Source organism: Rhodanobacter glycinis, from assembly GCF_900114325.1.
Taxonomy (GTDB): Bacteria; Pseudomonadota; Gammaproteobacteria; order Xanthomonadales; family Rhodanobacteraceae; genus Rhodanobacter_A; species Rhodanobacter_A glycinis.
In genome coordinates, this window is sequence record NZ_FOSR01000018.1 from 22,870 (window position 1) to 47,894 (window position 25,025).

16 protein-coding genes are annotated in these 25,025 nt (G+C 65.2%); 8 read left to right on the forward strand and 8 right to left on the reverse strand.

The features are described from left to right. Positions 1-64: 64 nt before the first annotated feature. Genes BMY90_RS15140 through BMY90_RS15150 form a run of 3 tightly spaced genes read right to left on the reverse strand, consistent with a single transcriptional unit; the run spans position 65 to position 5,594 of the window. Positions 65-3,130: an efflux RND transporter permease subunit gene (locus tag BMY90_RS15140; protein WP_092705059.1), complete on the reverse strand. Its 3,066-nt coding sequence runs from the start codon at positions 3,128-3,130 to the stop codon at positions 65-67. Then, entirely contained in the window at positions 3,127-4,194 is a 1,068-nt protein-coding gene (locus BMY90_RS15145) for an efflux RND transporter periplasmic adaptor subunit (protein WP_092705060.1), read from the reverse strand. The genes BMY90_RS15140 and BMY90_RS15145 overlap by 4 nt, the downstream gene beginning before the upstream one ends. Next, on the reverse strand, positions 4,194-5,594 hold the full coding sequence (locus BMY90_RS15150; RefSeq protein WP_092705061.1) for a TolC family protein: 1,401 nt from the start codon (positions 5,592-5,594) through the stop codon (positions 4,194-4,196). The genes BMY90_RS15145 and BMY90_RS15150 overlap by 1 nt, the downstream gene beginning before the upstream one ends. Positions 5,595-5,801: 207 nt before the next feature. Between BMY90_RS15150 and BMY90_RS15155 the strand changes: the two genes are divergently transcribed. The 3 genes from BMY90_RS15155 to BMY90_RS15165 are packed head-to-tail and all read left to right on the forward strand — an operon-like array spanning position 5,802 to position 8,614. Beyond that, complete coding sequence (locus BMY90_RS15155) at positions 5,802-6,842, forward strand: YncE family protein (protein WP_092705062.1); 1,041 nt, start codon at positions 5,802-5,804, stop codon at positions 6,840-6,842. 35 nt (positions 6,843-6,877) lie between these two features. Then, a complete protein-coding gene (locus BMY90_RS15160) occupies positions 6,878-7,933 on the forward strand; it encodes a glycosyltransferase family 9 protein (protein ID WP_092705081.1) in 1,056 nt (351 codons plus the stop codon). 57 nt (positions 7,934-7,990) lie between these two features. Next, positions 7,991-8,614 carry a phosphatase PAP2 family protein gene (locus BMY90_RS15165; protein ID WP_245735057.1) on the forward strand — a complete coding sequence of 208 codons (624 nt, stop codon included), beginning with the start codon at positions 7,991-7,993 and terminating at the stop codon, positions 8,612-8,614. A gap of 111 nt (positions 8,615-8,725) precedes the next feature. On the opposite strand, the gene BMY90_RS15170 is transcribed toward BMY90_RS15165, so the two are convergent. From BMY90_RS15170 to BMY90_RS15180, 3 genes are all read right to left on the reverse strand, one after another. Then, on the reverse strand, positions 8,726-10,120 hold the full coding sequence (locus tag BMY90_RS15170) for a sensor histidine kinase (RefSeq protein WP_092705063.1): 1,395 nt from the start codon (positions 10,118-10,120) through the stop codon (positions 8,726-8,728). After that, on the reverse strand, positions 10,117-10,782 hold the full coding sequence (locus BMY90_RS15175; protein WP_008210772.1) for a response regulator transcription factor: 666 nt from the start codon (positions 10,780-10,782) through the stop codon (positions 10,117-10,119). Before BMY90_RS15175 ends, BMY90_RS15170 begins: the two co-directional genes overlap by 4 nt. A 132-nt stretch (positions 10,783-10,914) precedes the next feature. Then, the gene (locus tag BMY90_RS15180) at positions 10,915-11,967 is read right to left on the reverse strand and encodes a LacI family DNA-binding transcriptional regulator (RefSeq protein WP_092705064.1); all 1,053 of its coding nucleotides are present in this window, start codon (positions 11,965-11,967) and stop codon (positions 10,915-10,917) included. Between the two features lie 235 nt (positions 11,968-12,202). Between BMY90_RS15180 and BMY90_RS15185 the strand changes: the two genes are divergently transcribed. The 4 genes from BMY90_RS15185 to BMY90_RS17095 all read left to right on the forward strand — a co-directional run bounded on the left by BMY90_RS15185 (position 12,203) and on the right by BMY90_RS17095 (position 18,130). Next, entirely contained in the window at positions 12,203-14,767 is a 2,565-nt protein-coding gene (locus BMY90_RS15185) for a type VI secretion system Vgr family protein (protein ID WP_092705065.1), read from the forward strand. A gap of 9 nt (positions 14,768-14,776) precedes the next feature. Beyond that, entirely contained in the window at positions 14,777-17,005 is a 2,229-nt protein-coding gene (locus BMY90_RS15190; protein WP_092705066.1) for a M23 family metallopeptidase, read from the forward strand. Positions 17,006-17,169: 164 nt separating this feature from the next. Further along, positions 17,170-17,658 (forward strand): hypothetical protein, encoded by a 489-nt coding sequence (locus tag BMY90_RS15195; RefSeq protein ID WP_092705067.1) that lies wholly within the window; start codon positions 17,170-17,172, stop codon positions 17,656-17,658. Between the two features lie 58 nt (positions 17,659-17,716). Beyond that, positions 17,717-18,130 (forward strand): hypothetical protein, encoded by a 414-nt coding sequence (locus BMY90_RS17095; RefSeq protein WP_139201769.1) that lies wholly within the window; start codon positions 17,717-17,719, stop codon positions 18,128-18,130. Positions 18,131-18,172: 42 nt separating this feature from the next. Here BMY90_RS17095 and BMY90_RS15200 read toward each other — a convergent pair whose 3' ends face one another. Together BMY90_RS15200 and BMY90_RS15205 are read right to left on the reverse strand one after the other, a co-directional pair. Further along, complete coding sequence (locus BMY90_RS15200) at positions 18,173-19,660, reverse strand: sugar porter family MFS transporter (RefSeq protein ID WP_092705068.1); 1,488 nt, start codon at positions 19,658-19,660, stop codon at positions 18,173-18,175. 275 nt (positions 19,661-19,935) lie between these two features. Further along, positions 19,936-21,588 (reverse strand): alpha-glucosidase family protein, encoded by a 1,653-nt coding sequence (locus BMY90_RS15205; protein ID WP_092705069.1) that lies wholly within the window; start codon positions 21,586-21,588, stop codon positions 19,936-19,938. Between the two features lie 435 nt (positions 21,589-22,023). Here BMY90_RS15205 and BMY90_RS15210 point away from each other — a divergent pair, with 435 nt between their 5' ends. Then, entirely contained in the window at positions 22,024-24,990 is a 2,967-nt protein-coding gene (locus BMY90_RS15210; RefSeq protein WP_092705070.1) for a TonB-dependent receptor, read from the forward strand. The last annotated feature ends 35 nt before the right edge of the window (positions 24,991-25,025 follow it).

The window sequence follows — 25,025 nt, forward strand, 5'->3', positions numbered from 1 at the left end:
AAAGTTGCGTTGCGACGACACCTTCACCTTACGCACGCGAGCTTAGCCACCTCTTATCCATGGCTTAGTCTTCGCTTTGGGCCGTGGATTTCTTGCGACCGCGCCCCATCAGCCACGCATACAGCGCGGGCATCACCAACAGCACCAGTGGCACCTGCACCAGCATGCCGGCGATGATCGCCACCGCCAGCGGCTGCTGCATCTGCGAGCCCTGGCCGATCGCCAGCGCCAGCGGCAGCAGGGTGAGGATCGCCGCGATGGTGGACATCAGGATCGGCCGCATGCGGTGATGCCCGGCGTACAGCATCGCCTCGTGCAGCGGCATGCGTTGCACGGCGTCGTTCATCTCGGAGAAGTAGAAGATCGCCAGTTCGGTGACGATGCCCACGATCATGGTCATGCCCATCATCGCCGAGATGTTCAACTCGATGCCGGTGATCCACAGCCCGACGAACACCGCCGCCAGCGCCAGCAGCGGCGCCGCCATCAGTGCCAACGCCACCCGGAAGCTTTCGTACAGGAACAGCAGCAGGGTGAACACCAGCGCGATCGCCGCCAGCATCACGATGCTCAGGTCATGGAAGGCGATCTGCTGCTGCGCATACAGGCCACCCATTTCGTGATACATGCCCGGCGGCAACAGGCCCGGCTTCGCCAGCACCTGCTTCACGTCGCTGACGGTGGAACCCAGGTCGCGGCCCACGATGCGCGCGGTCACCGCCACCATGCGTTTCAGGTTGTCGCGATCGATCTCCGGCTGGCCCTGCTCCTCGCTGATGGTGGCCAGTTGCGAAAGCGGCACGATGTGGCCATCGGCGGCGCGGATCGGTAGCGCCTCCAGTTGCTGCAGGCGCGCGCGCGAAGCCGGCGGCAACCACACGCGCACGCCGATCATCTTCGGCCCCTGCGGCAGTTCCGCCGCCACGTTGCCGGCCGCCGCGTCGGCCACCTGTTGTGCCACCGCGACCGGGTCGAGCCCGAGCATGGCTGCCTTGACCGGATCGACCTTGACGTCCAGTGCGTCGCCGGCCGGGTTGATGCCGTCGCGCACCTCGGCCACGCCGTTGACCTTGCCGATCGCTTCGGCGACTTTTTTCGCAGTGGCGTCGAGCTGGGCCTGGTCGTCGCCGTACAGCTTGATCTCGATCGGTTGCGGCACCTCGGTGAGGTCGCCGATCAGGTCCTCCATCAATTGCGAAACATCGACATCCAGCCCCGGCACCTTGGCCACGATCTGTTCGCGGATGTGTTCCATCACCGTCGACGTGGATGGCCGCTTGCCGTTCTTCAAACGCACGAAGAAGTCGCCGGTATTCGCCTCGGTGAGGCCACCACCGAGCTGCAAGCCAGTGCGCCTGGAATAGGTGGCGACATAAGGATTGGCGCGGATGATCGCCTCGACCTGCTCCAGCAACCGGTTGGTTTCGGTGAGCGAGGTGCCCGGCTCGGACAGGTAGTCGAGCGTGAAACCGCCCTCGTCCATCTTCGGCATGAAGCCGGTGCCTACCTGCCGGTACGCCAGCACGCCCACCAGCAGCAAGGGCACCACGCCCAGCAGCAGCCACGCGGGACGCTTGAGCAATTTGCCCAGCGTGCTTTCGTAACCTGCCAGCAGTTTCGTGGAAAAACGCCCCGGCGGATGCTCTTCCGCGTGGCGTTCGTCGATCAGCCATTCGGCCAGCAGCGGCACCGCCACCCAAGTGAGCAGATAAGAGATCACCAGCGCGCTGGCCATGGTCAACGACAGCGCCTTGAAAAAGGCGCCAGTGACACCGGTAAGGAATGCCAGCGGCAGGAAGATCACCACCGTGGCCGCACTGGAACCGGTCAACGGCCGGGTGAACTCCCACGCTGCGCCGGCGATGCGATCACGCACCGGGCCAGTGCCATCGCGCAGGCGCCGCATGATGTGTTCCAGCATCACGATCACGTCGTCGATCAGCAATCCGACGGCGGCGGCCATGCCGCCCAGCGTCATCATGTTGAAGCTCATGTGCAGCACGTTGAGCAACATCACGGTGATCGCCAGCGTCGACGGCACCACGATCAACGCGACCAGGATCACCCGCACGTTGCGCAGGAACACGAACAGCACCAACCCGGCCAGCACGATGCCGATCAGGATTGCGTCGCGCACGCTGCCCGCCGCGCCAAGCACCAATTGGGTCTGGTCGTACCAGTTGGCGATATGCAGACCCTTCGGCGCCTGCTTGCGATACGTGGCCAGGCGCTGCGCCACGTCGCGCGCAATCTGCACGCTGTTGCCGCTGGGCTGCTGGAACACCTGCATCAATACTGCATCGTGGCCATCGGCCGTGGTGCGCACCCATTGCGGCACGTGATCCATGCGTACCGTCGCTACGTCACGCAAGCGCAGCACGCCGTGCGCACCGGCACGCAGCACGATGTCGCCCAGCGCCTGGGTCGTGGCCGGCTGGTTGTTCGCCAGCAGCAGGTACAGCTTGTAGTGATCCTGCAGCCGGCCCATCGCCTGGATGGTGGCGGCATTGGCCACGGCATGGTCCAGGTCGGCGAAAGTCAGCCCCTGCGCACGCAGCTTGTCCGCGTCCACGTCCACATGGAACTCGGCCACGTCGCCGCCTTGCACATCCACCTGCGCCACGCCGGTGACGCCGGACAGCAAGGGCCGCAACTGGAACTCGGCGATGTCATGCAACTGGGTCGGCGTCAGTGTGTCCGAGCTCAGGCTGTAGGCGAGGACCGGGAACACCGTGGGATCGAGTCGCTTGGCGCCCACGTTCACGCCGGGCGGCAGGCTCGGCAGGATCTCGCCAATCGCGGCGTTGACGTTCAGCAGCGCGCGGCCCATGTCCGCGCCCCAGTCGAAGCCGATGTTGATCTCGGCACTGCCGCGGCTGGTGGTGGAGCGCACCTCGCGCACACCGCGCACACGACGAATGGCTTCCTCCACCGGCCGCGTGACCCTCACCACCATCTGGTCGGCGGGCTGGTCGCCGGCATCCAGGGTGACCCGCACGCGCGGGAACGACACGTTCGGAAACAGCGACACCGGCAGGCTGAAGGCACTGATGATGCCGCCGATGGCGAGGATCAGCGCCAGGAACAGCAGCGAACGCCGATGCCGGTGCATCCATTGCGTGGCCGTCATTGGCTGCCCTTGCGTGCTGCGTTCTGGCGCACGGCCATGCCGTCGGACAATTCATAGGCGCCCAGAACGATCACCGGCAGCGCGGGATCGAGCGAACCTTCCACGCCGACCGGATCGCCCGCCGGCGAGCGCACGGTCACGTCCACCCGGTGCGCCTTGCCGTGATCCATCTGGAACAGGTAATCGCCGCTCTCGTCATGCCGCAGCGATGCCCGCGGCACCGCCCAGGCGGTGTAGTGGCGGGTCTGGATCTGCGCATTCAGCGCGGTGCCGGCCAACGGCAGCGCCGCCTTGGTCGGCGCCAGGCTGACCTGCACCGGCAGCAGGTGCGTCTGCGCATCGAGCGCGTCGCCGAGCATGCTCACCTGTCCCTGCAGCACCTTGGCGTCGCCGTACACCGTGCGCAGGCTCACCGGCATGCCGGGGTGGATGATGCCGGCCTCGCCCGGCTGCACGCCCAGTTGCGCGATCAATCCGCCAGACGGGGTGAAATCGAGCAGCGGCGCATTCGCCGACAGACGCTGGTCCAGGCTCACCTGCAGATGCGAGACCACGCCGGCCGCGGGGGCCACGACCGACTCGACCGCTGCTGCACCGCCCAGGCTGCGCTGCGCCTGCACGCCGGCCTCGGCATCGGCCACCGCCTTGCGCGCCGTGGCCAGTTGCGATTGCGTGGCCAGATGCTGCGCGGCCAGTTTCGTGGTGCGTGCCAACTCGCCGCGTGCCAGGGTCAGCGCGCTCTGCGCCTGCGCATAGGCATTGCGTGCGGTCGGGTCGGTGGCCACCTTCAACAGGAGATCGCCCGCGCGCACGGACTGCCCGTCGGCCACCCGCAGGGCTACCACCTGGCCACCGTGGGCGAGATTCAGCGTTCGCGCACGGCGCGGGTCGGCCTGGATCGTGCCGAAGGCTGCCACCGTGTCGTCGAAGCTGCGCTGGACCGGTTTGGCGGTGGTCACCGCCACGCTCGGCGCGGCCTCGTCGGTATTGCTGGCGCCCTGGCCACACGCGGCCAGCAGGCCGGCGATCAGCGGCAAGGCCAGTTTGGGGATCAGGCGATTCATCATTTGTGCCGGTTCGAAGAAGGTGAGGTGGCGCTCATGGCTTGGGCGGTCCAATCGCCGCCGAGCAGCGTTTCCAGCGCAATCGCCTGGGTGGCGCGTTGTTGGCGCAGGGCGAGCAGGTCGAGATCGGCGGTCAAGGCGTTGCCGCGAATCGACAGATACGTCGGCCAGTCCATCAGGTTGGCCTGCCAGGCCTGGCGCGCGGCCGCGCGGGCGGCATCCAGCCGTCGTGCGTGTGCCTCCTGCATGGCAGTCTGCGCCTGCAGCGAGGTCAAGCCCTGTTGCAGCTGGTGCATGTCGTTGCGCGTGGTCAGCAGCCGCGCATCGTAATCGTCATGCAACTGCTGGCGGGTGGCCTTCTCGATCGCGATGTTGCCGCGATTGCGGTTGAACAAGGGCAGCGTGATGCCGATGCTGAAGCCGTTGGTGGTGACGTCGCTGGTGTCGCGGGCGCGGTTGATGCCGATGTTGATCGCCGGGAACTGCGCAATCACCGCTTCGCGCAGCCGCTGCTCCTGGGCGGCGTAACCGGCCCGCAGCGCCAGCAGGTCGGGGCGACGCGCGGGCAAGCTCTGCAACGCCTGCTGCAATTGCGCGGCGTCGGGCTCGCGCCCGTAAGGCGCTCCGACCAAATCCAGCGGTGCCCGGGACGACAAGCCCAGCAAGCTGCGCAGGTCGGATTCGGCTTGCTGGCGCTGCCGCGTGGTTTCGGCCAGGCGCCGCTGGGCGTCGGCCATGGCATTGAGGCCCACGGCCGCACCGTCATAGCTCAGGTTGCCGGACGCCAACGCCACGCGCACTTGCCGGTCAAGCGGCTTCAATGCGGCCACTTCGCGTGTCAGCACCGCCTCCTGGGCCCGGCTGGAGGTCACCTGGTCGAACAGCAGGCGCGCCTGCGCCACCGTCTGCCATTCGGCCCACAGCAGGTCCAGATGCACCTGCTCGCGCGACTTGTCCGCGGCTTTCACCCGCGCCGAGCGGGTCAGCAGGTTGCCGATGTCATAGCTGAGGCCGAGGCTGTAGGCGCTGGTCAGGCCACTCTGGCCGCTGCTCGGAAGGTCGCGCGACCACGCCAGCTGCGGATCGGGCAACAGTCCGGCGGCAAACGCCTGCGCGCGCGCCACGCCAAGCTGGTCGCGCATGACCTTGAGCTGGGGGTTGTTGACCACCGCCAGCATCGCCGTTTCGGTGACGTCGAGGCCATCGGCCGGGTCGAACCGGTGTGCGGCCAGGTCCCGCACCGGCATCGAGGACGCGGGCACCACCAGCTGGTTCAGGTTCACCGTGCCGTGTCCGTTGCCGAGCGGCTCGGGGGCATAGCTTGCGCAGCCTGACAAGGCCAGCAGCATCGCCGCCGGCAACCAGCCGGCAAGCCTGCGCCGCCGTGGAAAACGACCCATGGGAGCCGGCGTGTCAATGATGTAGGTTGCGCGTAGGGGAGTCCGCATCCTGCCACTTTGCCGTTTTCAACTTAGCCCAAGCTTAGAACCGGTTCATGATCTTCCGGCAGTGCCGGCGACGCCCTGTCGCGCGCGCTAAGCCAGTCATAAGCCGGCGACGGGATGATATGCGGATACCACTCCATCCATCGCGCGAAGGTTCCGCTCATGCCACGCTCCCTGTTACGTACGGCCCTGCTCGCAGTGCTCGCCACCGCCATCGTCGGCATCAGCGCCCACGCCAGCACGACCTCGCCGGCCTCCGGCTATCGCGTGCTCTCGCGCTGGCAACTCGGCGGCACGGGCGGCTGGGACTACCTGAGCTTCGATGCACAGCGGCGGCACCTGTTCGTCAGCCGGGGCAACCGCGTCCTCGTGCTCGACGCCGACAACGGGAAGCAGGTCGGCACGATTGCCGACACCGATGGCGTGCACGGCATCGCGCTCGCCCCTGACCTGGACCGCGGCTTCACCAGCGATGGCAAGAGTGCGTCGGTCACGGTGTTCGACCTGGCCACGCTGAAAACCGTCGCGGTGGTGTCCGGCACCGGCAAGAACCCCGACGCGATCGTCTATGACCCGTCGTCGCACCACGTGTTCACCTTCAACGGCCACAGCAACAGCGCCAGCGTGATCGATACGACGAAGAACCTCGTCATCGACACGATTCCGCTGCCCGGTCGTCCCGAGTTTGCCGTGGCCGACGGCGCCGGCCACGTGTACGCGAACATCGAAGACAAGTCCGAGCTGGTGCAGATCGACTCGCATACCGACAAGCTGCTGCACACCTGGCCGCTGGCGCCGTGCCACTCGCCCAGCAGCCTGGCCATCGACACCGCCCACCACCGCCTGTTCTCGGTGTGCGACAACAATCTGATGGCGGTGCTTGATGCCCGCGACGGCCAGCGCGTGGCGATGGTGCCGATCGGCGATGACCCGGACGCCGTGGTGTTCAATCCGGCCACGTCGATGATCTACAGCGCCAACGGCGGCAGCGGCACGATCACCGCCGTGCACGAGAACAGCCCCGACCAATACCGCGTGACGGCCACCATTCCCACCCAGCGCAGCGCCCGCACGCTGGCGCTGGACCCGCAGAAACATCGCCTGTACCTGTCTGCCGCGCAGTGGAGCAAGACTACCAAGGCCAACGGCCGCCACGGCATCGTGCCGGGCAGCTTCAGCGTACTGGTCGTGGGACGCCCATGAGCGAGCGTGCGTCCCCGCCCCGCAGCAGCACCGGCATGCGCTTGTGCCAACCCGGGGAATTGCCGGTGCGCGGCATCCATCGCGTGCTGGTCTGCCGGCCCAACCACCGGCTTGGCAACATGGTGCTGATCAGCCCGTTGCTGCACGAGATCGAGACGCTCTATCCGGGCGCCGAGATCGATATCGTCAGTGCCGGTTGCGCCGCACAGGTGCTGTACGGCCCACGCTTCCAGGTCCGGCGCATCATGAATTTCCCGCGTCGCGCCGTGCATCATCCATGGCTTGCCGCGCAGCTGGTGCATGAATTGCGCGGCAACACCTACGACCTGGCGATCGACCCTTGCGCCGGCTCGGGCTCCGGTCGCCTGGCCCTGCGCGTCTGCCGGGCGCGCTACAAGGTGGGATTCCCGAACTCGACCGCGGGCGGAGAAACCGACGGGCCCTGGTCGACCGCACCCGAACACCTGGCCAAACGCAGCGTTTTCCTGCTGCGGACCGCCTATGCGGGAACGACGGAAACCGAATGGCCCACGCTTGACGTGCCACTCGCGCCCAGCGACATGCAGCACGGCGCATCCGCGCTCGCCAAGATCCTCGGGCGCGACGGTTGCAAGGCAGGTACGCAGCCGGTGATCGGCATCTTCGGCAACGCCACCGGTCCCAAGCGACTGCCCGAACCGTGGTGGGAGGCATTCACCACGGCACTGCGCGCGCGCCGGCCGGATGTCCATATCGTCGAGGTGTTGGCCGAGCACGGCCGCTCGCAACTGCCCGGGGTCACCGCATCGTTCTACACCCGCGATTTGCGCAAACTGGCCGCGGTGCTGGCGAACATGCAGGGCTTCGTCAGCGCCGACTGCGGCGTCATGCACCTGGCCGCGGCCGTCGGCACGCCGACGTTGGGCCTGTTCACCCAGTCCAATCGAAGCAAGTACACGCCCTATGGTCCGCGCAACGAAGGGATCGACGTGGCGGCGGGAGACGACGGTGTCCACACGGCACCGTGCGTGGCCGGCTGGGTCGACCGGGCCATCGGCGAATACACCACCTGCACCGCGCAACCCGATTACCCAGCAGCCTCATCCCGATAAGCCGCACACTCACCGACTGCATGCAGGCAGCCGTTGAATACCATGGAGAAGCACGTCATGCGCCACTTTCTGATTCTTGCCATCGCCCTTTGCGCATTGCTGCAGGTGCCACTGGCCCATGCTGGCGGCGGCCCTTTCGGCATCGATCATCGCCTGCATTACGACAACCACGGCATCTGGAATCGCAACGCGCAGCTGGGCGTGGAATACGGAACCATGCTGACGGTCATCGGCGGCGCGTTTGCGCTGGGTGACCAGACCAAGCTGGGCGATACGTTCTGGCGCTCGGTGGATGCCGTCGCCGTATCGGCTGTCGCCGCCCAGGCGATGAAGCTGACGTTCCAGCGCGAGCGTCCCTCGCAAACCGACGATCCGAACCGCTTCTTCCGCGGCATCCACAACGAAAGCTTTCCCAGCGGCGAAGTGACCGTGATCAGCGCCGCGGTAACCCCCTTCATGGTGAAGTACGGCAGCGACCATCCAGCGGTCTATGCGCTGGCCGCGTTGCCGCTGTACGACGCCGTCGCACGCCTCAAGGTGCGCGGGCACTGGCAAAGCGACGTCATCGTCGGTGCCGCACTGGGTGCCGGCCTGGGCATCTGGGCCTCGCACCGGCAGAGCCCGCTGATCCTCGGCTGGCTACCCGGCGGTTTCCGCATCGGCTACGTGCATCGCTTCTGAGAGCCTGCTCAACATCTTTCCGAACATGCAGACCTGAGACAGAAGCGGCCTCCTACAGGCCGCTTCCACTTCGCGAAGGATGAGGGGCCGGACGAGGTTTCGGACTGGCTCTCAGCCACCCCAGCCCAGGACCACACGCAGCTGCTGCGATGGATCCAGCTGGAAAGCCAGTTGGAAGTCCATCGCGCGAGCCGCTGCGCCTGCCAGCGCCAGACCCAGTCCGGCATGGCCTTCGCTGCCCGGATGCTTGCTCCAGAAGCGCTGCCCGAAGTGCGACACGTCGCTGCTGTCCAGACCCGGCGCGGCGTTGCTGATGATCAGGGATGGCCCTTCGTGGCGAATCACGATCACGCTGCCCTCGGGAGCATAGGTACTGGCGTTCCCCAGCAGGTTGCCGATGACGATGGCCAGCAGTGACGGGTCGGCGATGACCGTTCCGGCCACGGGCAACCGCTGCCAGTCGAGCCGCAACCCGCGTCGATTCAGAGTCGGCGCCACATGTTCGATTTGCCGCTCGAGCACGCTGTCCAGATCCACCTCGATGCGCTGCATGCTTTCCACGCCGGCATCCAGCCGGGTCAGCAGGAGCAACCCGGACACCGTGCTTTCCAGCTCGCCGCCGATATTGCCGATTTCCGCCAGCAAGCCATCGATGGGACGACCGCTGGGGTAGCGCCGCTCCACGTCGACCAGGACACGCAACTCGGCCAGCCGGGTGCGGGTTTCATGGGCCAGTGCACCGGCGAACTGCCGCTCGCGATTGACGCCTTCGTCCATGCGCTCCAGCACGCCGTTGAAGCGACCGACCAATGGCTCCAGTTCGCGCGTGCCGGTTTCCGGCAGGCGCTTCCCGGGTGCCTGCGGACCGATGTGCCGCATTTCGTTGCCCAGCAAGGCCAGCGGCTTCAGCCCGCGCCGGACCAGCATCGGTGTGATCAGCAACACGGCCAGCAAGGCCAGCATCGGCGTGAAGACGAGGATGCCGTCAATCGCCTCCAGAATGTCGTCGAGCTTGGTCCGCGGCTGCATGAAGATGATGCTGCAACTGCCGGCTCCCGCTGCGGCCGATGCGTCCTCGCCAGGCTCCTTCGAAAGCTCCGGCTGGAAGCGGAACCACACGGCCCGCAACACGCGGTGATCGATGCGGATGTCCTGGTACGCCGGCTGTGCAGTCGCCCGCTCGGCCCAGCCTTCCGGATAACGCGCCGGCGCCGGGTCGCTCAGCAGTGATTGGCCACCGCTGCAGCGCATGGCATAGACCGTCTCGTCGATTTCCGACAGCCATCGTGCATGCGGCGAATCCGAATCGCCCAATGCCAGCCGCCCGTCCTCCAGCGTGGCCAGCGCGGAAAGCGCGTTGGCCTGGGAAACCAGATCCGAATCGAAGCGCTGGGCCATCTCCGCATCGACCCACTGATCCATGACCACCGACGCCACCCCGAGGATGGCCATGGTGGCAACGCCCACCAGCAACGCGATACGTCCCGCCAGCGAACGCGGTTTCATGGAATGAGGTAACCCGCGCCGCGGCGTGTCTTGACGATGTCTTCGAGTCCGGCATCGGAAAGCTTCCGGCGCAGGCCGAAGACCAGTACCTCGACGCTGCCTTCCGACGCGGTCGAGTCACTGCCGGCCAGCCGTTCGAGGATGTCATGCCGACTGAACACGCGGCCGCGATGCCGCATCAGCAGGCCCAGCAGGGCAAATTCGCGCGGCGTCAACGACAGCGGCTCATCCGCCACGAAGGCGCTCTGCGAACGGGTATCGATGCGCAGGGGCCCGCATTCGAGGATGGGCATGTGCGCTTCCTCGGGACGGCGTGCCAGGGCGCGCAATCGCGCCACCAGCTCATCGAAGGAAAACGGCTTCACCAGGTAATCGTCGGCGCCGGCGTTCAGCGCCTCGATGCGGTCGGATACCTGGTCGCGCGCCGACAGCACCAGCACCCGTGGGCGCGTGCGCAGTCGCGCCAGGCCGCGCAGCACGGCCATGCCGTCCATTCGCGGCAGCATCAGGTCGAGGGTCACCAGGTCGTATTCGTAGGTGTCGAGGAAGCCCTTGGCCATCACGCCGTCGGCTGCGGCATCCACCACGAACCCGGCCGCCACCAGCCCGTGCTGGAGCGTGCTACGCAGGCGTTCGGAATCTTCGACAAGCAGCAATTTCATCGTTGCGGCCCGTGCCCGGCAAACAGGCGGCAGCAACACACGATCGATCGTGTCACGGGCACGGCAAGATTTTTCGGAAGAGGCGGCATGGGCTCACAGTACGCATCGGCCCGTGGGTTTTGAAGCCCCTTGCTAAGCATCGCCTAAGCCCGATGGTTCGCGCACGCTCGATCGCCGCACGATCAGCTTGCCCGGCAGCACCGCGCTTTCGGGCGATTCGCCGTGGATCATCTTCAATACGCTTTCCACCAACGCATCGCCAGCCTGGCGAGTGTCCTGGCGAATGGTGGTGAGCGAGGGATTGATAAAGCCGGCCACGGGGATGTCGTCGAAACCGGCCAGCGCCACGTCGTCCGGCACCTTCAGGCCACGACCGGCCAGCGCGCGCAGCGCGCCGATGGCGATCAGGTCGCTGGCGGCGAACACCGCGTCGAACTTCGCGTCGCGTTCGAGCAGGCTCTGCATGGCTTCGTAACCGGCGCGCTCGGTGCTTTCCGCATTGGCCTGCAAGTCGGGGTCGGCGACCAGGCCGTGCTCTTCCAGCGCCGCGGCATAGCCGCGGTAGCGTTCGAAGAATTCCGGGTAGTGGCTGGAGGCATCACCGAGGAACGCGATGCGCCGGCAGCCCTGCTCATGCAGGTGCGTGGCGATATCGTGGCCGCCACGGAAATTGTCGCAACCGATGGTGATGTCGGGCTGGCCCGGCAACACCGCGCCCCAGCGCACGAAACTGGTGCCCTGTTCGACCAGCTTCTGCAGGCGGTCGCAATAGGCCAGGTAATCGCCATAGCCAAGCAGGATGATGCCGTCGGCCTTCTTGCTGTCGGCGAAGTCGGCATGCCAGTCACGCGACAGCTGCTGGAATGAGATCAGCAGGTCGTAGCCCTGCTTCGCGCAGGCGCGGGTGATCGAGCCGAGCATCGACAGGAAGAACGGGTTGATGTGCGAATCGTCGGGGGTGGGGTCTTCGAAGAACAGCAGCGCCAGCGTGCCGGAGAACTTGCGCCGCAGGTTGGAGGCGTTCTTGTCGACGGTGTAGTTGAGCGACTCCACCGCCGCCTGCACGCGCCGCCGGGTCTCCTCGTTCACCAGCGGGCTGCCACGCAACGCGCGCGATACCGTGGACTGGGAAACCCCGGCCAGATCGGCGATGTCGAACGAGGTGATTTTCTTGTTGGTCGTCACGCTGGCCAGAACCCCCGTGGCAGGCAATCATCGGGAAACGGCCATTTGCCGGCCGCCTCCATGACGATCCTAGCAGCCTGTCGGGCCCTGGTTGGCCGGACGCCCCCGGATGGCGAACTGTGACCGGGTCGACACCGACACCCGGCCGTGTCGGATTTCGCCGATACCCCTCGCAACTTCATGTCATTAAGCTTGAAGGGACAGGGCTGTACCGTATCTGCGCAAGAGAAAAGACATGGAAGACTTTGACGTTTCCGCCTGGCTGGGGCTGCTGTCGCAGACCACGCGCTTCATCACGCTGGACACCACTGCGGCCGACGGCCTGATCGTCGAGCGCTTCGAAGGGCGCGAAGCCGTCAACGACGATTTCCGCTTCGAACTGGATTGCGTCAGCGCCTCCGCCTTCATCGATCTCAAGCCGCTGATCGGCCAACCGATCAGCGTGGGCATCGCCACCGCCGCCGGTGGCCGCCGCTACTGGCACGGCATCATCACCCATGCCGCCTCGCTGGGTGCCGATGGCGGCCTGGCGCGTTACCGGCTCGACATGCAATCCGGGCTGGCCTTGCTGGCGCTGCGCCGCAACGCATTGATCTTCCAGGATCGCAGCGCACTCGACGTGGTCACCCAGGTGCTGGCCGACTACCCGCAACTCAAGGTGCGCACCGAAGTCACCACGCCACTGCGCACCCGTCCCATCTGCACCCAGTACCGCGAAACCGATCTGGCCTTCGTGCAGCGGCTGCTGGGCGAGGAAGGCCTGTCGTACCGCTTCGAGCACGACCAGACCAGCAGCGACGATGGCCCCGGCCACACCCTGGTGATCTTCGATACCCAGGCAGCACAGCCCACGGGCGCGCCGGCCGCGGTGCGCTTCCATCGCATCGACGCCACCGAGCAGGACGACGCGATCAGCGTGTTCAGCGAACGCCGCCAGCTGGTGCCCGACCAGGTCACCACCGCCAGCTGGAAGCCCGATCAGGTACTCAGCGTGGCCGGCACGGCCCAGGCCCCGCATGACGGCAACGCCCCCGAGCTGCCCTCGCTGGACGTGTTCGACGCCGACCGCAGCGGCCGTTTCGACACCGCCGCGCAGGCACAGCACTACGCCACCCATCGGCTGGATGCCCTGCGTCTGCCTGCCCGCACTTTCCGCGGCCAGGGCGCCGTGCGCACACTGGAAGCGGGCAAGAGCTACCTGCTGACCCAGCACCCGGACCTGTCCGGCCAGAGCTTTGTGCCGCTGACGCTGGACCATGTGGCCACCAACAACCTCGGCACGGCGTTGCCGCACCTGCGCGGCAGCCAGACCGACGACAGCACGCTCGGCAAGGGCAGCTACCGCCAGCAATTCGACGCCGTGCCCGCCGGCACGCCGATTGCGCCCGCGCATCGTGACCGCCCACTGGCCCCGGGCGTGCAAACCGCCATCGTCACCGGCGTGCCGGGCGACACGCTCACCGGCACCCGCGATCACCAGGTGCGCGTGCAATTCCCGTGGCAGCGCGGCACCGCGCCGCTGCCCGGCGGCCTCACCGACACCATGAGCCAGCACCTGCCGCAAGGCCACGCGCCGGGCGATCATCATTCGGGCACCTGGGTGCGCGTGGCCGAAGCCAACGCTGGCGCCCATCACGGCCACAGCTTCGTGCCGCGCATCGGCAGCGAAGTGCTTGTCGAATACGCCCACGGCGACATCGACCATCCGGTCGTCGTCGGCCAGCTCTACAACGGCCCGGCCACGCCGCCGTTCGCGGCAGGCGAAAACAGCGGCGCCAATCATCCCGGCACGCTGAGTGGCGTGCAGACGCAAACCCTGGATGGCCAGAACGGCAGCCGCTGGGTGCTCGACGATGCCAGCGGTCAATTGCGCCACAGCCTCAACCACAGCATCGCCGACAGCCAATTGAACCTCGGCTACCTGATCGACCAGAGTGGCAACACCCGCGGCGGCTATCGCGGCGAAGGCTTCGAACTGATCACCGCCGGCTGGGCCGTGGTTCGCGCCGGCGAAGGCCTGCTGCTGTCCGGCACTGCCCGCGCGCAAGGCCAATCCACCCAGATGGACGCCGCCGAAGCGATCGGCCAGCTCAAGGCCGCGAACGCCACCGCCAAGCGGCTGGACAGCGCGGCCACACAGGCCAAGGCCGGCGGCCTGGCCGCCAACCGCGCCCAGACCGATCTGCAGCAAGTGATCGATCCCCAGCAAAACGGCAAATACACCGGCCCCGTCAATGGCCAGGCCAGCACCAAGCCCAGCGGCAGCCAGCGCAGCGGCGGCGACCCGGTCGAACGCTTCGCCGCGCCAGCGATCATGCTGGAATCACCCGAGAGCGTCGCCCTCACCACCCCCAACAGCGCCGCCAGCTTCGCCGGCGAACACCAGCACCTCACCAGCCAGCGCGACACCCACCTCGCCGCCGGCGCCACCCTCGCCGCCGTCAGCGGCGACAGCGCCAGCCTCTACACCGCCGACGGCGGCATGAAAATCATCGCCAACCACGGCCCGGTCAGCATCGAGGCCCACACCGACGCCATGGACATCCTCGCCGACCAAAGCGTCACCGTTACCAGCACCACCGACAGCATCCAGGTCCTCGCAAAAGACAAGATCGTCCTTCAATCCGGCCAAAGCACCATCACCCTCGACGGCCAGAACATCACCATCGCCTGCCCGGGGAACTTCACGGTCAAGAGTGGGACGCATGAGTGGTTGGGAGGTGAGGGGAAGGCGGCGCAATTGGAACCGTTGCCTCAAGGACTCACACAGCTCAAATCCGACTATCCACGCTCGGTGTAAGGACGCGCCATGCTTATCAGCCCTCCCTTTCTGCCGCAGCGCGCCGCCAGCAGTCCCGATGATCCGTGGCTGGCCCTGGCCATGAACGGCGGCGGCTTTGGCGATGGTGCCTTCCCGCTAGGCTCCGACATGGCTTGGCATGGTGGCGTGCACCTGGTGGCGCCATCCCACGACGGAAAGCGCTTGCCAGTTTGTGCCATGGCCGACGGCACCGTGGTTTATGTACGCCAACCCAAGCCACAGACAAGCAATGCCAACGATCCGTTGAACTACGGCGGTGGCTGGTCGGACAACGGCTGCGTGGTGATCCGTCACGAAACCGAGATCGGCGAGAGCGTCACGGTTCGCTTCTTCTCGATCATCCTGCATCTCAAGCGCATCGCCAGCAACGTGAAGCAAGGCCAAAAGATCTGGCGCAAGGATGAGGTCGGCGAAGCCGGCAGCATCTACGGCAAGCCCGGGCGGGTTCATGTCGAGATCGTCTGCGACGACGCCAATCTTGTGGCCTTGGTGGGCCGCGCGTCCGGTGCACTGAATACCGGCAAGGATGGCCGCCTCACCAGCGTGTTCGGCCATGCCTACCTGCGTCTTCCGGCCGGTACGCCGTTCTACGATGCCATCCCCCTGCCGCCGGAACATGTGGGCTTCTGGCCGGAGACCACGGCATTGTCGAAGCCGACATGGAGTAGCACCGACGCGCTGGTCGTGGGCATCGACTTGGCTCGTCCCCATGGCACGCACTACGTCACCTACGCGATGGACGGAAAGACCATTGGCAGCATGCCCGCTGCTGCCGACACGACCCTGTTCGACACGGCCTGCGCTTTGGCCAAGCGGACCCAGGGCGGCGTGGGGCGTGATGCCTATGAGCTGTTGCGCTTTGGGCGCGTGCTTGAGCCACTGGGCAATGCGGCTGGACTGCAGGATTGGCAGCAGGTGGCCTGTCCCGGTGGGCAGGGCTGGGTGAACCTGCACGCTGAAGGCGTGCATGCCTTCAGCGACGCGGATTTTCCGGACTGGTGCGGTTGGCAACTGGTCGACGACGATGCCGACAGCGACAGCCGCTGCGACTCCGCCACGCTGATCGATCTGATCCTGCAAAGCCAGGGTGGCGCGACCAAAGCACGCCGTGCCGATGCCTTGGGCAAGGTGGCCGGCGCGGATGCGCAAGCGCGCCTGGCGTACACGATCTGCAAGTTTCCCACCGAGTGGGAGAAAGCCACCATCGCCACACGCTGGCAGTGGCTGACGAAGGAGACCCCACCCGATGCCGGCCCTATAGCCGGTCCATATTTAAAGCCGGAGGACTTTCCGCGCTTCAAGGCGCACTCCGAGGCGTTGTGCTTCTGGGAAGACGCCGACCTCGGCATCCCAAGCAAGCACTGGCACTTCCACCCGCGCGAGTTCGTGCGCGTGTTCCGCCAGTGCGGTTGGCTGAGCAAGGACGAAATGATTCAGTTGTTTCCGAAAACCGCCATGCGCGAAGCAGCCCATCATCAGTGGGTATCTGAGCCGATCACCGTCCTTCCCAGAACGGTGGCCGGTTATCACAACGAACTCAACAAAGCCTGCCGCCGCTACGGCATCGTTACGCCTCTGCGCATGGCTGCGTTCTATGCGAACGCGATGGTGGAGACGCAATGGTTTGCGCGGCTGGAAGAGCGAGTCAACAACGCCCATCCTCCGCGTTACTACCCGTGGAACGGGCGTGGTTTCATGCAACTCACTTGGCCAGACAACTACATCAAGTATTGGCTCTTCATCGGCAGGGATGTGGATGACGATCTGGCCAGTCGTCTGAAGGCCGCTCACAAAGAGGTCGAACGGCGGCACAAACATCATCTGCCGAATGAAAATGAACCATTGGCAGTATTGGAAGCCACGGTGGCTGCCGCACACATGAAGCCATGGCGTACTGAGACAGGTGATGGCACTCGGATCGATATTTCCGCCGACACCGCAGGGACTTTCTGGGCATGGAATGGCTTCGCCAAAAACGCAGACACTGAACCAGTAAACCAACGCACATCAAAACCCGCCACGGGAACTGGCAGCCACATGTACTACAGCAGCCCCGGCATGCGAAGCGTGGCCGTGGCAATCAACGGTGGTGGAAACGGTCTCGTCGCTCGCTTCCAAGCCTACAACACCTGCGAAGTCGTGTTGCTGGATACCCCTGCGTTTCCCGGCTCGAACAAACCGAACGAACCGCAAGACTACAAACCGAGGCATTCATGAAAAGAGTTGTCATCCTCGTAGGGTTGGTTCTCGCTGCGACAGTTGCGTGTGCGCGGCAGTCAGCATCAGACAGCTCAACAGGCACGGCTTCCGCTGGTCTCAGTCCCATCTATTCTCCCGGAAAATGCCACTTCCGACTCAAGCTCAATGGGGGAACGGTATCCGTGCACAATGCCAGTTCGTTCCAGAGTGCAGGGTACTACCCACCCGGCACGGAAAACTGGAGCGTGCCGCTACTCTGCTACGCCGGCGCGTCGCAAGACCAGATTGATCAGCAACTAGATGCCAAGAAAATCAATGGAACATGGGTCTGGTACAACCCTGGTGCCGGCAACGTCCCCGAGAACCCGCCCTTCACACCAGAGCAGCATTTCCACGCCTACGCGTTATCCGGTAGCAACTGGAAAGGCACAGCCATCACCTACGACGACACGACGGGCGATGAGGCGACCCGGGGGCGCAACCTTTTCTTCTGCTTGGTCGAGACGGGCGGCTCGCAGGTACTTTGCGGCGGCCCGATCCCAGTCAGGGCACTGGTCGATCCGCCTTCCACAAGCACTCTTCCCAAAATCATGGCTGTCCTCAAAACTATCGAGTTCGTCGATGCCTCAGTAGGCTCCCCGACACCGGCTAGCGCAGCAGCCGCACACTAAATGATGGGCATGACCTCTCCAATACTGTGCATGTTGAGATAAAAACATGAGGGCAATCGTGGCTCTTGTATTGTTCCTTCCGGCAGTGGCCATGGCTTGTTCGGCTAACGAGGAGACGGTATTTCGTTGCGTCACAACCAATGGCAAACCAGTTCATGTCTGTCAGGCAAAGGATACGGTCAACTATCGCTTTGGAAGCAAGCCTGACATGGAAGTCAAGGTGCCAAATGCGGAGCTGAAGTGGGAAGCAGGCAACGGAACTGGTGCCTTTTTCAATCTACTAACGTTTCCACATGGAAAAACCTTATATCAGGTTCTCTATATTGAATCCTTCAAAGGACCGCCTCGTAGGGATGGGGAAGTCCAGGTTGCTCGTAACGGGAAACAGTTGGCCGATATCCAGTGTGCGGATGGCTCAGTTTCGTTCAATTCGGGTGCACTCAAGACACACAAGCCAGACTCAAGCTACTAACCATCAATGCAAATGGCACAGCGGATGCCTATCGCAAAACGTTCACCCACGCATATCCTCCAACTCCACCCCCTTGGTCTCGCGCACGAAGCGCAACACGAAGATCAACGACAGCAGGGCGAACGCGGCGTACACGCCGTAGGAGAACGGCAGGCTCAGTTCGGCCATGGCGGGGAAGCTGCTGGTGATGGCGAAGTTGGCCAGCCATTGCGCGGCGGCGGCGACGGCCAGGGCCATGGCGCGGATGCGGTTGGGGAACATTTCGCCCAGCAGCACCCATACCACCGGGCCCCAGCTGAGGCCGAAGAAGATCACGTAGGCGTTGGCCGCGACCAGCGCCACCGGCCCCCACGGTTCGGGTAGCACCAGCGCGGCGCCGCTGCCGCTGGCCTGGGCGAAACACCATGCCATCACCGCCAGGGTCAGCGCCATGCCGCCGGAGCCGATGACCAGCAGCGGCTTGCGGCCGATGCGGTCGACCAGGGCGATCGCCACCAGCGTCACCAGCACGTTGATCACCGAGGTGACCACGGTGATGGCGAACGAGTCGGCCTCGCTGAAACCCACCGAGTGCCACAGCGTGGACGAGTAGTAGAAGATCACGTTGATGCCGACGAACTGCTGGAACACCGACAACGCGATGCCGACCCAGACGATCGGCAGCAGGCCGCTCTTGCCAAGCAGATCGCTCCAGCGCGGCTTGTGTTCGCGACGCAGACTTTGCTCGATGTCCCCAAGCTTGCGCTGCAGCGCTTCCTCGTCGGTCATGCCCAGCACTTGGCGCAACACGCGCAGCGCATCATGCGGACGGCTGCGCGCCACCAGATGACGCGGCGATTCGGGCACGCCCAGCACCAGCACACCGTAGACCAGCGCCGGCACCAGCATCGCCAGGAACATCCAGCGCCATGCTTCCAGACCCAGCCACAGCGCGTGTTCCGCACCGCCAGCCACACTGGCCAGCCACGCATCGCTGAGCAGGGCGACGAAGATGCCGAGCACGATCGCCAACTGCTGCATCGAACCGAGCCGTCCGCGGATGCGTGCCGGCGACACTTCGGCGATATAGGTCGGCGCCACCACCGACGCCACGCCCACGCCGATGCCGCCGATCAGGCGCCACAGGATCAGCGTGGCCACGCTGTGTGCCAGCCCCGCGCCGAGTGCGCTGACGGCCAGCAGCGCCGCGGCCACTTGCATGGTACGCACGCGGCCGAAGCGATCCGCCAACCGGCCCGCATACCATGCGCCCAGTGCCGAACCGAGCAGCGCGCAGGACACGGCGAAGCCGGTCCATCCCGCGCTCAATCCGAAGCTGTCGCGCAATGCGTCCACCGCGCCATTGATCACCGCGGTGTCGAAACCGAACAGGAAGCCGCCGAGGGCCGCAGCGGCCACGATCATGATGACCCGCGCGGTGCTGCCTGGTTGCGTTATGTCCATGGACGACGCCATCGCGGCGTTCGTGGTTGGCCCCGTAACTTGCATGTCTTCCCCCTCGTAACCGTCGTGCGACGGCCCTGTTGGCATGGTCTGGTTGATGTCGTTCTTTTGTTTTCCGGGTTGCGCGCGTTTGCGTGCGATGCGCTTCCTCTCCGGCGAAACAGCATCGCGCGCAAGCGCGCTCCTACATCGAGATGGTCATTCCGTGTAGAACCTCCCACACGCGCGCCGGTGACCGGGGCGTCAACGCCTCGACGTCCTTGCCTCCAAAACGCTTTCTCCTCGCTGCCGCTACACGGCGACGCTCAGAGCCTGCCCTGACTTGACCCGGGGGCGAACGATGAAAACTTCAACGAACCGCATCAAGCACGCCCGGTTTCGATGACCTGTCGCTGCGCGGCATCGAGCCGTGCAAACACCGAGCCATACCCGGGAAGGTACAGGCGTCCGTTCTGCACGCGCCCCGGCGGCAGGCCATGGCCTTCCAGTAGGGGCGGCGCGCCGTCCAGCGGCAGATCCATCACCGCGTCGTGTTCGGACAGGTTGAACGCCACCAACAACGTGTCGTCACTGCAGCTGCGCATGAAGGCGAGGATCGGCTCGGCGGTATCGAGGAAGTGGATATCACCGGTCCGCAGCGCAGGTTGCGCATGGCGCCAGCGCATGAAGGTGCGGAAGCCCTGCAGCGCGGACGCCGGGTCGATTTCCTGGCGTGCCACCGCCAGCGCGCGATGTTCCTGCGGCACCGGCAGCCACGCCGAGCCGCTGCTGAAACCGGCTAGTGGATCGTCGGTCCACGGCATCGGCGTGCGACAACCGTCGCGACCCTTGAATTGCGGCCAGAACGCGATGCCATAGGGATCGCGCAGCGCTTCGTACGGCACGTCGGCCTCGGTCAGGCCCAGCTCCTCGCCCTGGTACACGCAAACCGAACCGCGCAGCGAGCACAGCATCGCGGTGAGCAGGTTGGCCAGCGGCGCGGACGGGCGACCACCGCCCCAGCGCGTCAGCACGCGCTCGACATCGTGGTTGGAAATGGCCCAGCACGGCCAGCCTTCGGTCATCTTCGCTTCCAGCGTCTGCACCGTGCCGCGGATGTAGGCCGCGCTGAAATCGTCGGTAAGCAGCTCGAAGCTGTAGCCCATGTGCAGGCGGCCGCGGCGGGTGTATTCAGCCATCGTCGCCAGCGAATCCTCCGAGGAAATTTCACCCAGCGCGGCGACGTCGTCGTAGCGATCCATCAACGCACGCAGCTCGCCGAGGAAGGCCAGGTTCTCCGGCTGCGTGTTGTTGTAGTAGTGGTACTGGAACGCGTAGGGGTTGTCCGGACTGAAACCGCGGCCCACGCGCTTGTCCTTCGGCTTGGGCGGGTTGTCGCGTAATTGGGTGTCGTGGAAGCAGAAGTTGATCGCGTCCAGGCGCAGCCCGTCCACGCCCTTGTCGAGCCAGAACTTCACGCCGTCCAGCACGGCGGCACGCACGTCCGGATGATGGAAGTTGAGATCCGGTTGCGAGGTCAGGAAGTTGTGCAGATAGTACTGGCCGCGGCGCGGTTCCCACTGCCACGCACTGCCGCCAAAAAGCGACAGCCAGTTGTTCGGCGGGCCGCCATCGGCTCGCGCATCGGCCCACACGTACCAGTCGGCCTTCGGGTTGTCGCGGCTTTGCCGGCTTTCGCGAAACCACGCGTGCTCGGCCGAGGTGTGGCTGAGCACCTGGTCGATCATCACCCGCAAGCCCAGCGCATGCGCCTTGGCCAGCAACCGATCGAAGTCGGCCAGCGTGCCGAACAGCGGATCCACGTTGCGGTAATCGGCGATGTCGTAGCCGAAATCGGCCATCGGCGAAGTGAAGAACGGGGCGATCCAGATCGCGTCGACACCGAGCCCGGCGACGTAGTCGAGGCGCTCGATGATGCCCGGCAAATCACCCACGCCGTCGCCGTCGGTGTCCTGGAAACTGCGCGGGTAGATCTGGTAGATGACGGCTCCGCGCCACCACGATGCATCGGTCATTGAACGTGTCCCCACGACATGAAGCGGGCGCATTTGGCCGCCCGTCGTTGAATGTCGATCAGCTTAGCCGCAGCCCCATGACGACCAGCACGGGTATGCATACGTATTCATTCGTGCTGCGGTTGCGTCATGCGCACGCAGGTCTCGCCCAGGTCGCACTCGCGCACCGCGCCCGCACGTCAAGTCCTGCCATGGCTCGCGCCGCCGATGCCCGATTGCGCGACACGTTGTGCTGCACTGCGATAAACGCGGTTTGTTGCCCACCATGAATACGTATGCAGAAAATGCTTCACTGCGGAAAGCCCGGCCTACCATGCGATCACGCCGCCGAAAACCATTTGGCAGCGCACCTGCCGACGGTCGTCGCCGACGGAAGCGCGGGGAAATCAAGCCAACAAGATCGACGGCGACACACTTTTGCGGGAGGGGAACACAATGGTTCTGAAACACAAGGTGCTGGCACTGGCTGTCGCTTCGGTCTGCCTCGGCATGTGCGCCGTGGCCAACGCCGGAACCGCGCCGCTGGCCAGCCAGCAGCAGGACACGCAGACGACGTCGTCGTCGAACACCAAGACCGACAACAACGGCAAGTCCGACAAGACCACCGACAAGCGCCAGCCGCAGAAGATGGCGGCCGTGCAGGTGAACGGCTTCGTCAGCAGCATCGAGAATTCGACCGCGCTGAAGCGCAACGCCAACACCATCGTCGAGGCGGTGTCGGCCGAACAGGTCGGCAAGCTGCCCGGCGTGAGCATCGCCGACACCCTGGGCCGCCTGCCGGGCCTGGCGGTGCAGACCGTCGACGGTCGCCCGCAGGTGCTGACCATCCACGGCCTCGGCCCGGATTTCTCCACCGCGCTGATCAACGGCGGCCAGCAGGTCAGCACGAACAACAACCGCGACGTGGCGTTCGACCAGTACCCGTCGAGCTGGTTCGACAACGTGGTGGTGCATCTCTCGCCGGAAGCCAACCTGATCGGCCAGGGCTTGGCCGGCACGGTGGACATGCACACCATTCGCCCGCTGGACAAGAGCGGCCCCGAAGCCGCGGTGAATGCCAAGTACATCGGCAACAGCATGTCCGAGCTTTCCCCGGGCAAGGGCGTGAGCAACCATGGTTACAACGTCAACGGCGTGTGGGTGAACCAGTTCGCCGACCACACCATCGGCGTGACCCTGGGCGTGGACCTGGAGAACAATCCGTCGCAGATCGAGCATCAGGCACCGTGGGGTTATCCGACCGACAGCAACGGTGACTACGTCATCGGCGGCTCAAAGAACTACGGCATCACCGACTCCATGAAGCGCAACGGCTTCCTGGCCACCGTGCAGTGGCAGCCGAACGAGTTCTACACCGGCACCATCGACATCACCGCCGACAACTTCAAGGAAGTGCAGCAGGCCAAGGGCATGGAGCTGCCGCTGGGCTACGGCCCCGATGGCATGACGTACCTGACGCCGGGCACGGTTTCCCGCGGCTTCGTTGAAAACGGCACCTATGACCACGTCAACCCGGTCATCCGCAACGATTTCAACAGCACCACGGCACGCGTCTACAACTTCAACTGGGACAACAAGTTCCACATCAACGAGAACTGGTCGGCCGACCTGGACGGCAACTACTCGCGCGCCACGCGCCGTGATGTGAACCTGGAAAGCTATTCGGGCACCGGCTACTACTACGGTCCCAACGCGTACTACGACCCGGCCACCGGCAGCGTCACCGGCAGCCCGCACGCACCCAGCGGCAGCTTCGGCTTCAACGAGCTCGGCAATGGCATGCTCTACGTCGATCCCTCGATGAATTACGGCAGCGGCATGGTGCTGACCGATCCGCAAGGCTGGGGCGCCGGCAACAAGGTGGTGCAGGAAGGCTTCATCAACGCTCCGCACACCGTCGACTACCTGGCCAACCTGCGCCTGAGCGTGGAACGCGACTTCGTCAGCGGTCCGTTCTCCAGCCTGCAGTTCGGCGCGAGCTACGCCACCCGCAACAAGACCTACAACATCGACCAGAACTTCCTGACCCTGGGCGGTGGTTCGTTCAGCGCAACGAACACGCCGGTGCTGTCGGCGCCGTTCAGCGGCAGCAGCTGCGCACCGCTGGCGTGGATGGGCATCGGCTCGATGCAGTGCTACAACCCGTTCTCGCTGATCGCCAACGGCACGCTGACCGAGGTGCCGGTGTTCATGTCCTCGCTGCCGTTGCCGCCGAACTGGAAGGTGCGCGAGCGTGACCTGAACCCGTACGTGCAACTCAACATCGACACCTACCTGGGCGGCATCAGCCTGCGCGGCAATGTCGGCATGCAGGTGGATCACACCAACCAGACCTCGACCGGCGAGCGCGTGGCTCCGGGCAGCGACGTCACCGGCGGCCACACCGACCTGATCCCGGTGTCGGGCGGCACCAGCTACACCCGCTACCTGCCCAGCGCCAACCTGATCTTCGGCCTGACCGACAATGACGACCTGCGCTTCAGTGCGGCCCGCACCATTGCCCAGCCGCGCATGGACCAGATGAACGCCAGCCAGAACGTGAGCGGCAACATCACCCACCTGGCCTCGACCGATCCGAACCAGGCGTTCTTCAGCTCCAATGGCGGCAACGCCAAGCTGCTGCCGACCAAGGCCGACAACTACAACATCAGCTACGAGCACTACTTCTCCGGCCCGGCCTCCGGCTACCAGTGCAACTCCGCCGACCAGAAGAACTCCGACCTGTGCCGCAGCGGTGGCGGCGGTGGCTACTTCGCGGTCTCCGGCTACTTCCTCGAACTGAGCGACTACATCGATCCGAACGCGTCCTACCTGTACGACTTCAGCGCGTTCGTGCCGTCGTACCTGACCCCGGCGCAAGCGGCCACGCTGGGTACCACGCAAGGCATCGTCTCCGGCCCGACCAACGACGGCCACGGCTACGTGAAGGGCGCCCAGGTCACCTTGAACCTGCCGTTCAACCTGATCGCCCAGCCGCTGGACGGCTTCGGCGTGATCCTCACCGGCAACCGCACCAAGAGCTCGCTGGTGTACGGCAACAACCCGTCGCCGATCACCGTGCCGGGCCTGTCGAAGTGGGTTGCCAACGGCACGCTGTACTACCAGCATGCGGGTTTCGAAGCCCGCATCAGCGACAGCTACCGTTCCAGCTTCCTGGGTGAGGTGTCCGGCATCAGTTCCTCGCGTATCGAGCAGACCTTGAACGGCGGCAGCACCTACGATGCACAGGTGAGCTACAGCTTCGAACACGGTTCGTTCAAGGGCCTGACCCTGATCGCCACCGGCTCGAACCTGTCGAACAAGATCTTCACCACGTACCAGAACAACGATCCGCGCCAGACGCAAACCTGGGAACGCTACGGTCGCACCTACTCGCTGGGCGTTTCCTACAAGTTCCAGTAAGCGCTTTATCGAAGTGTCTCCCCTGGTGCCCCGCT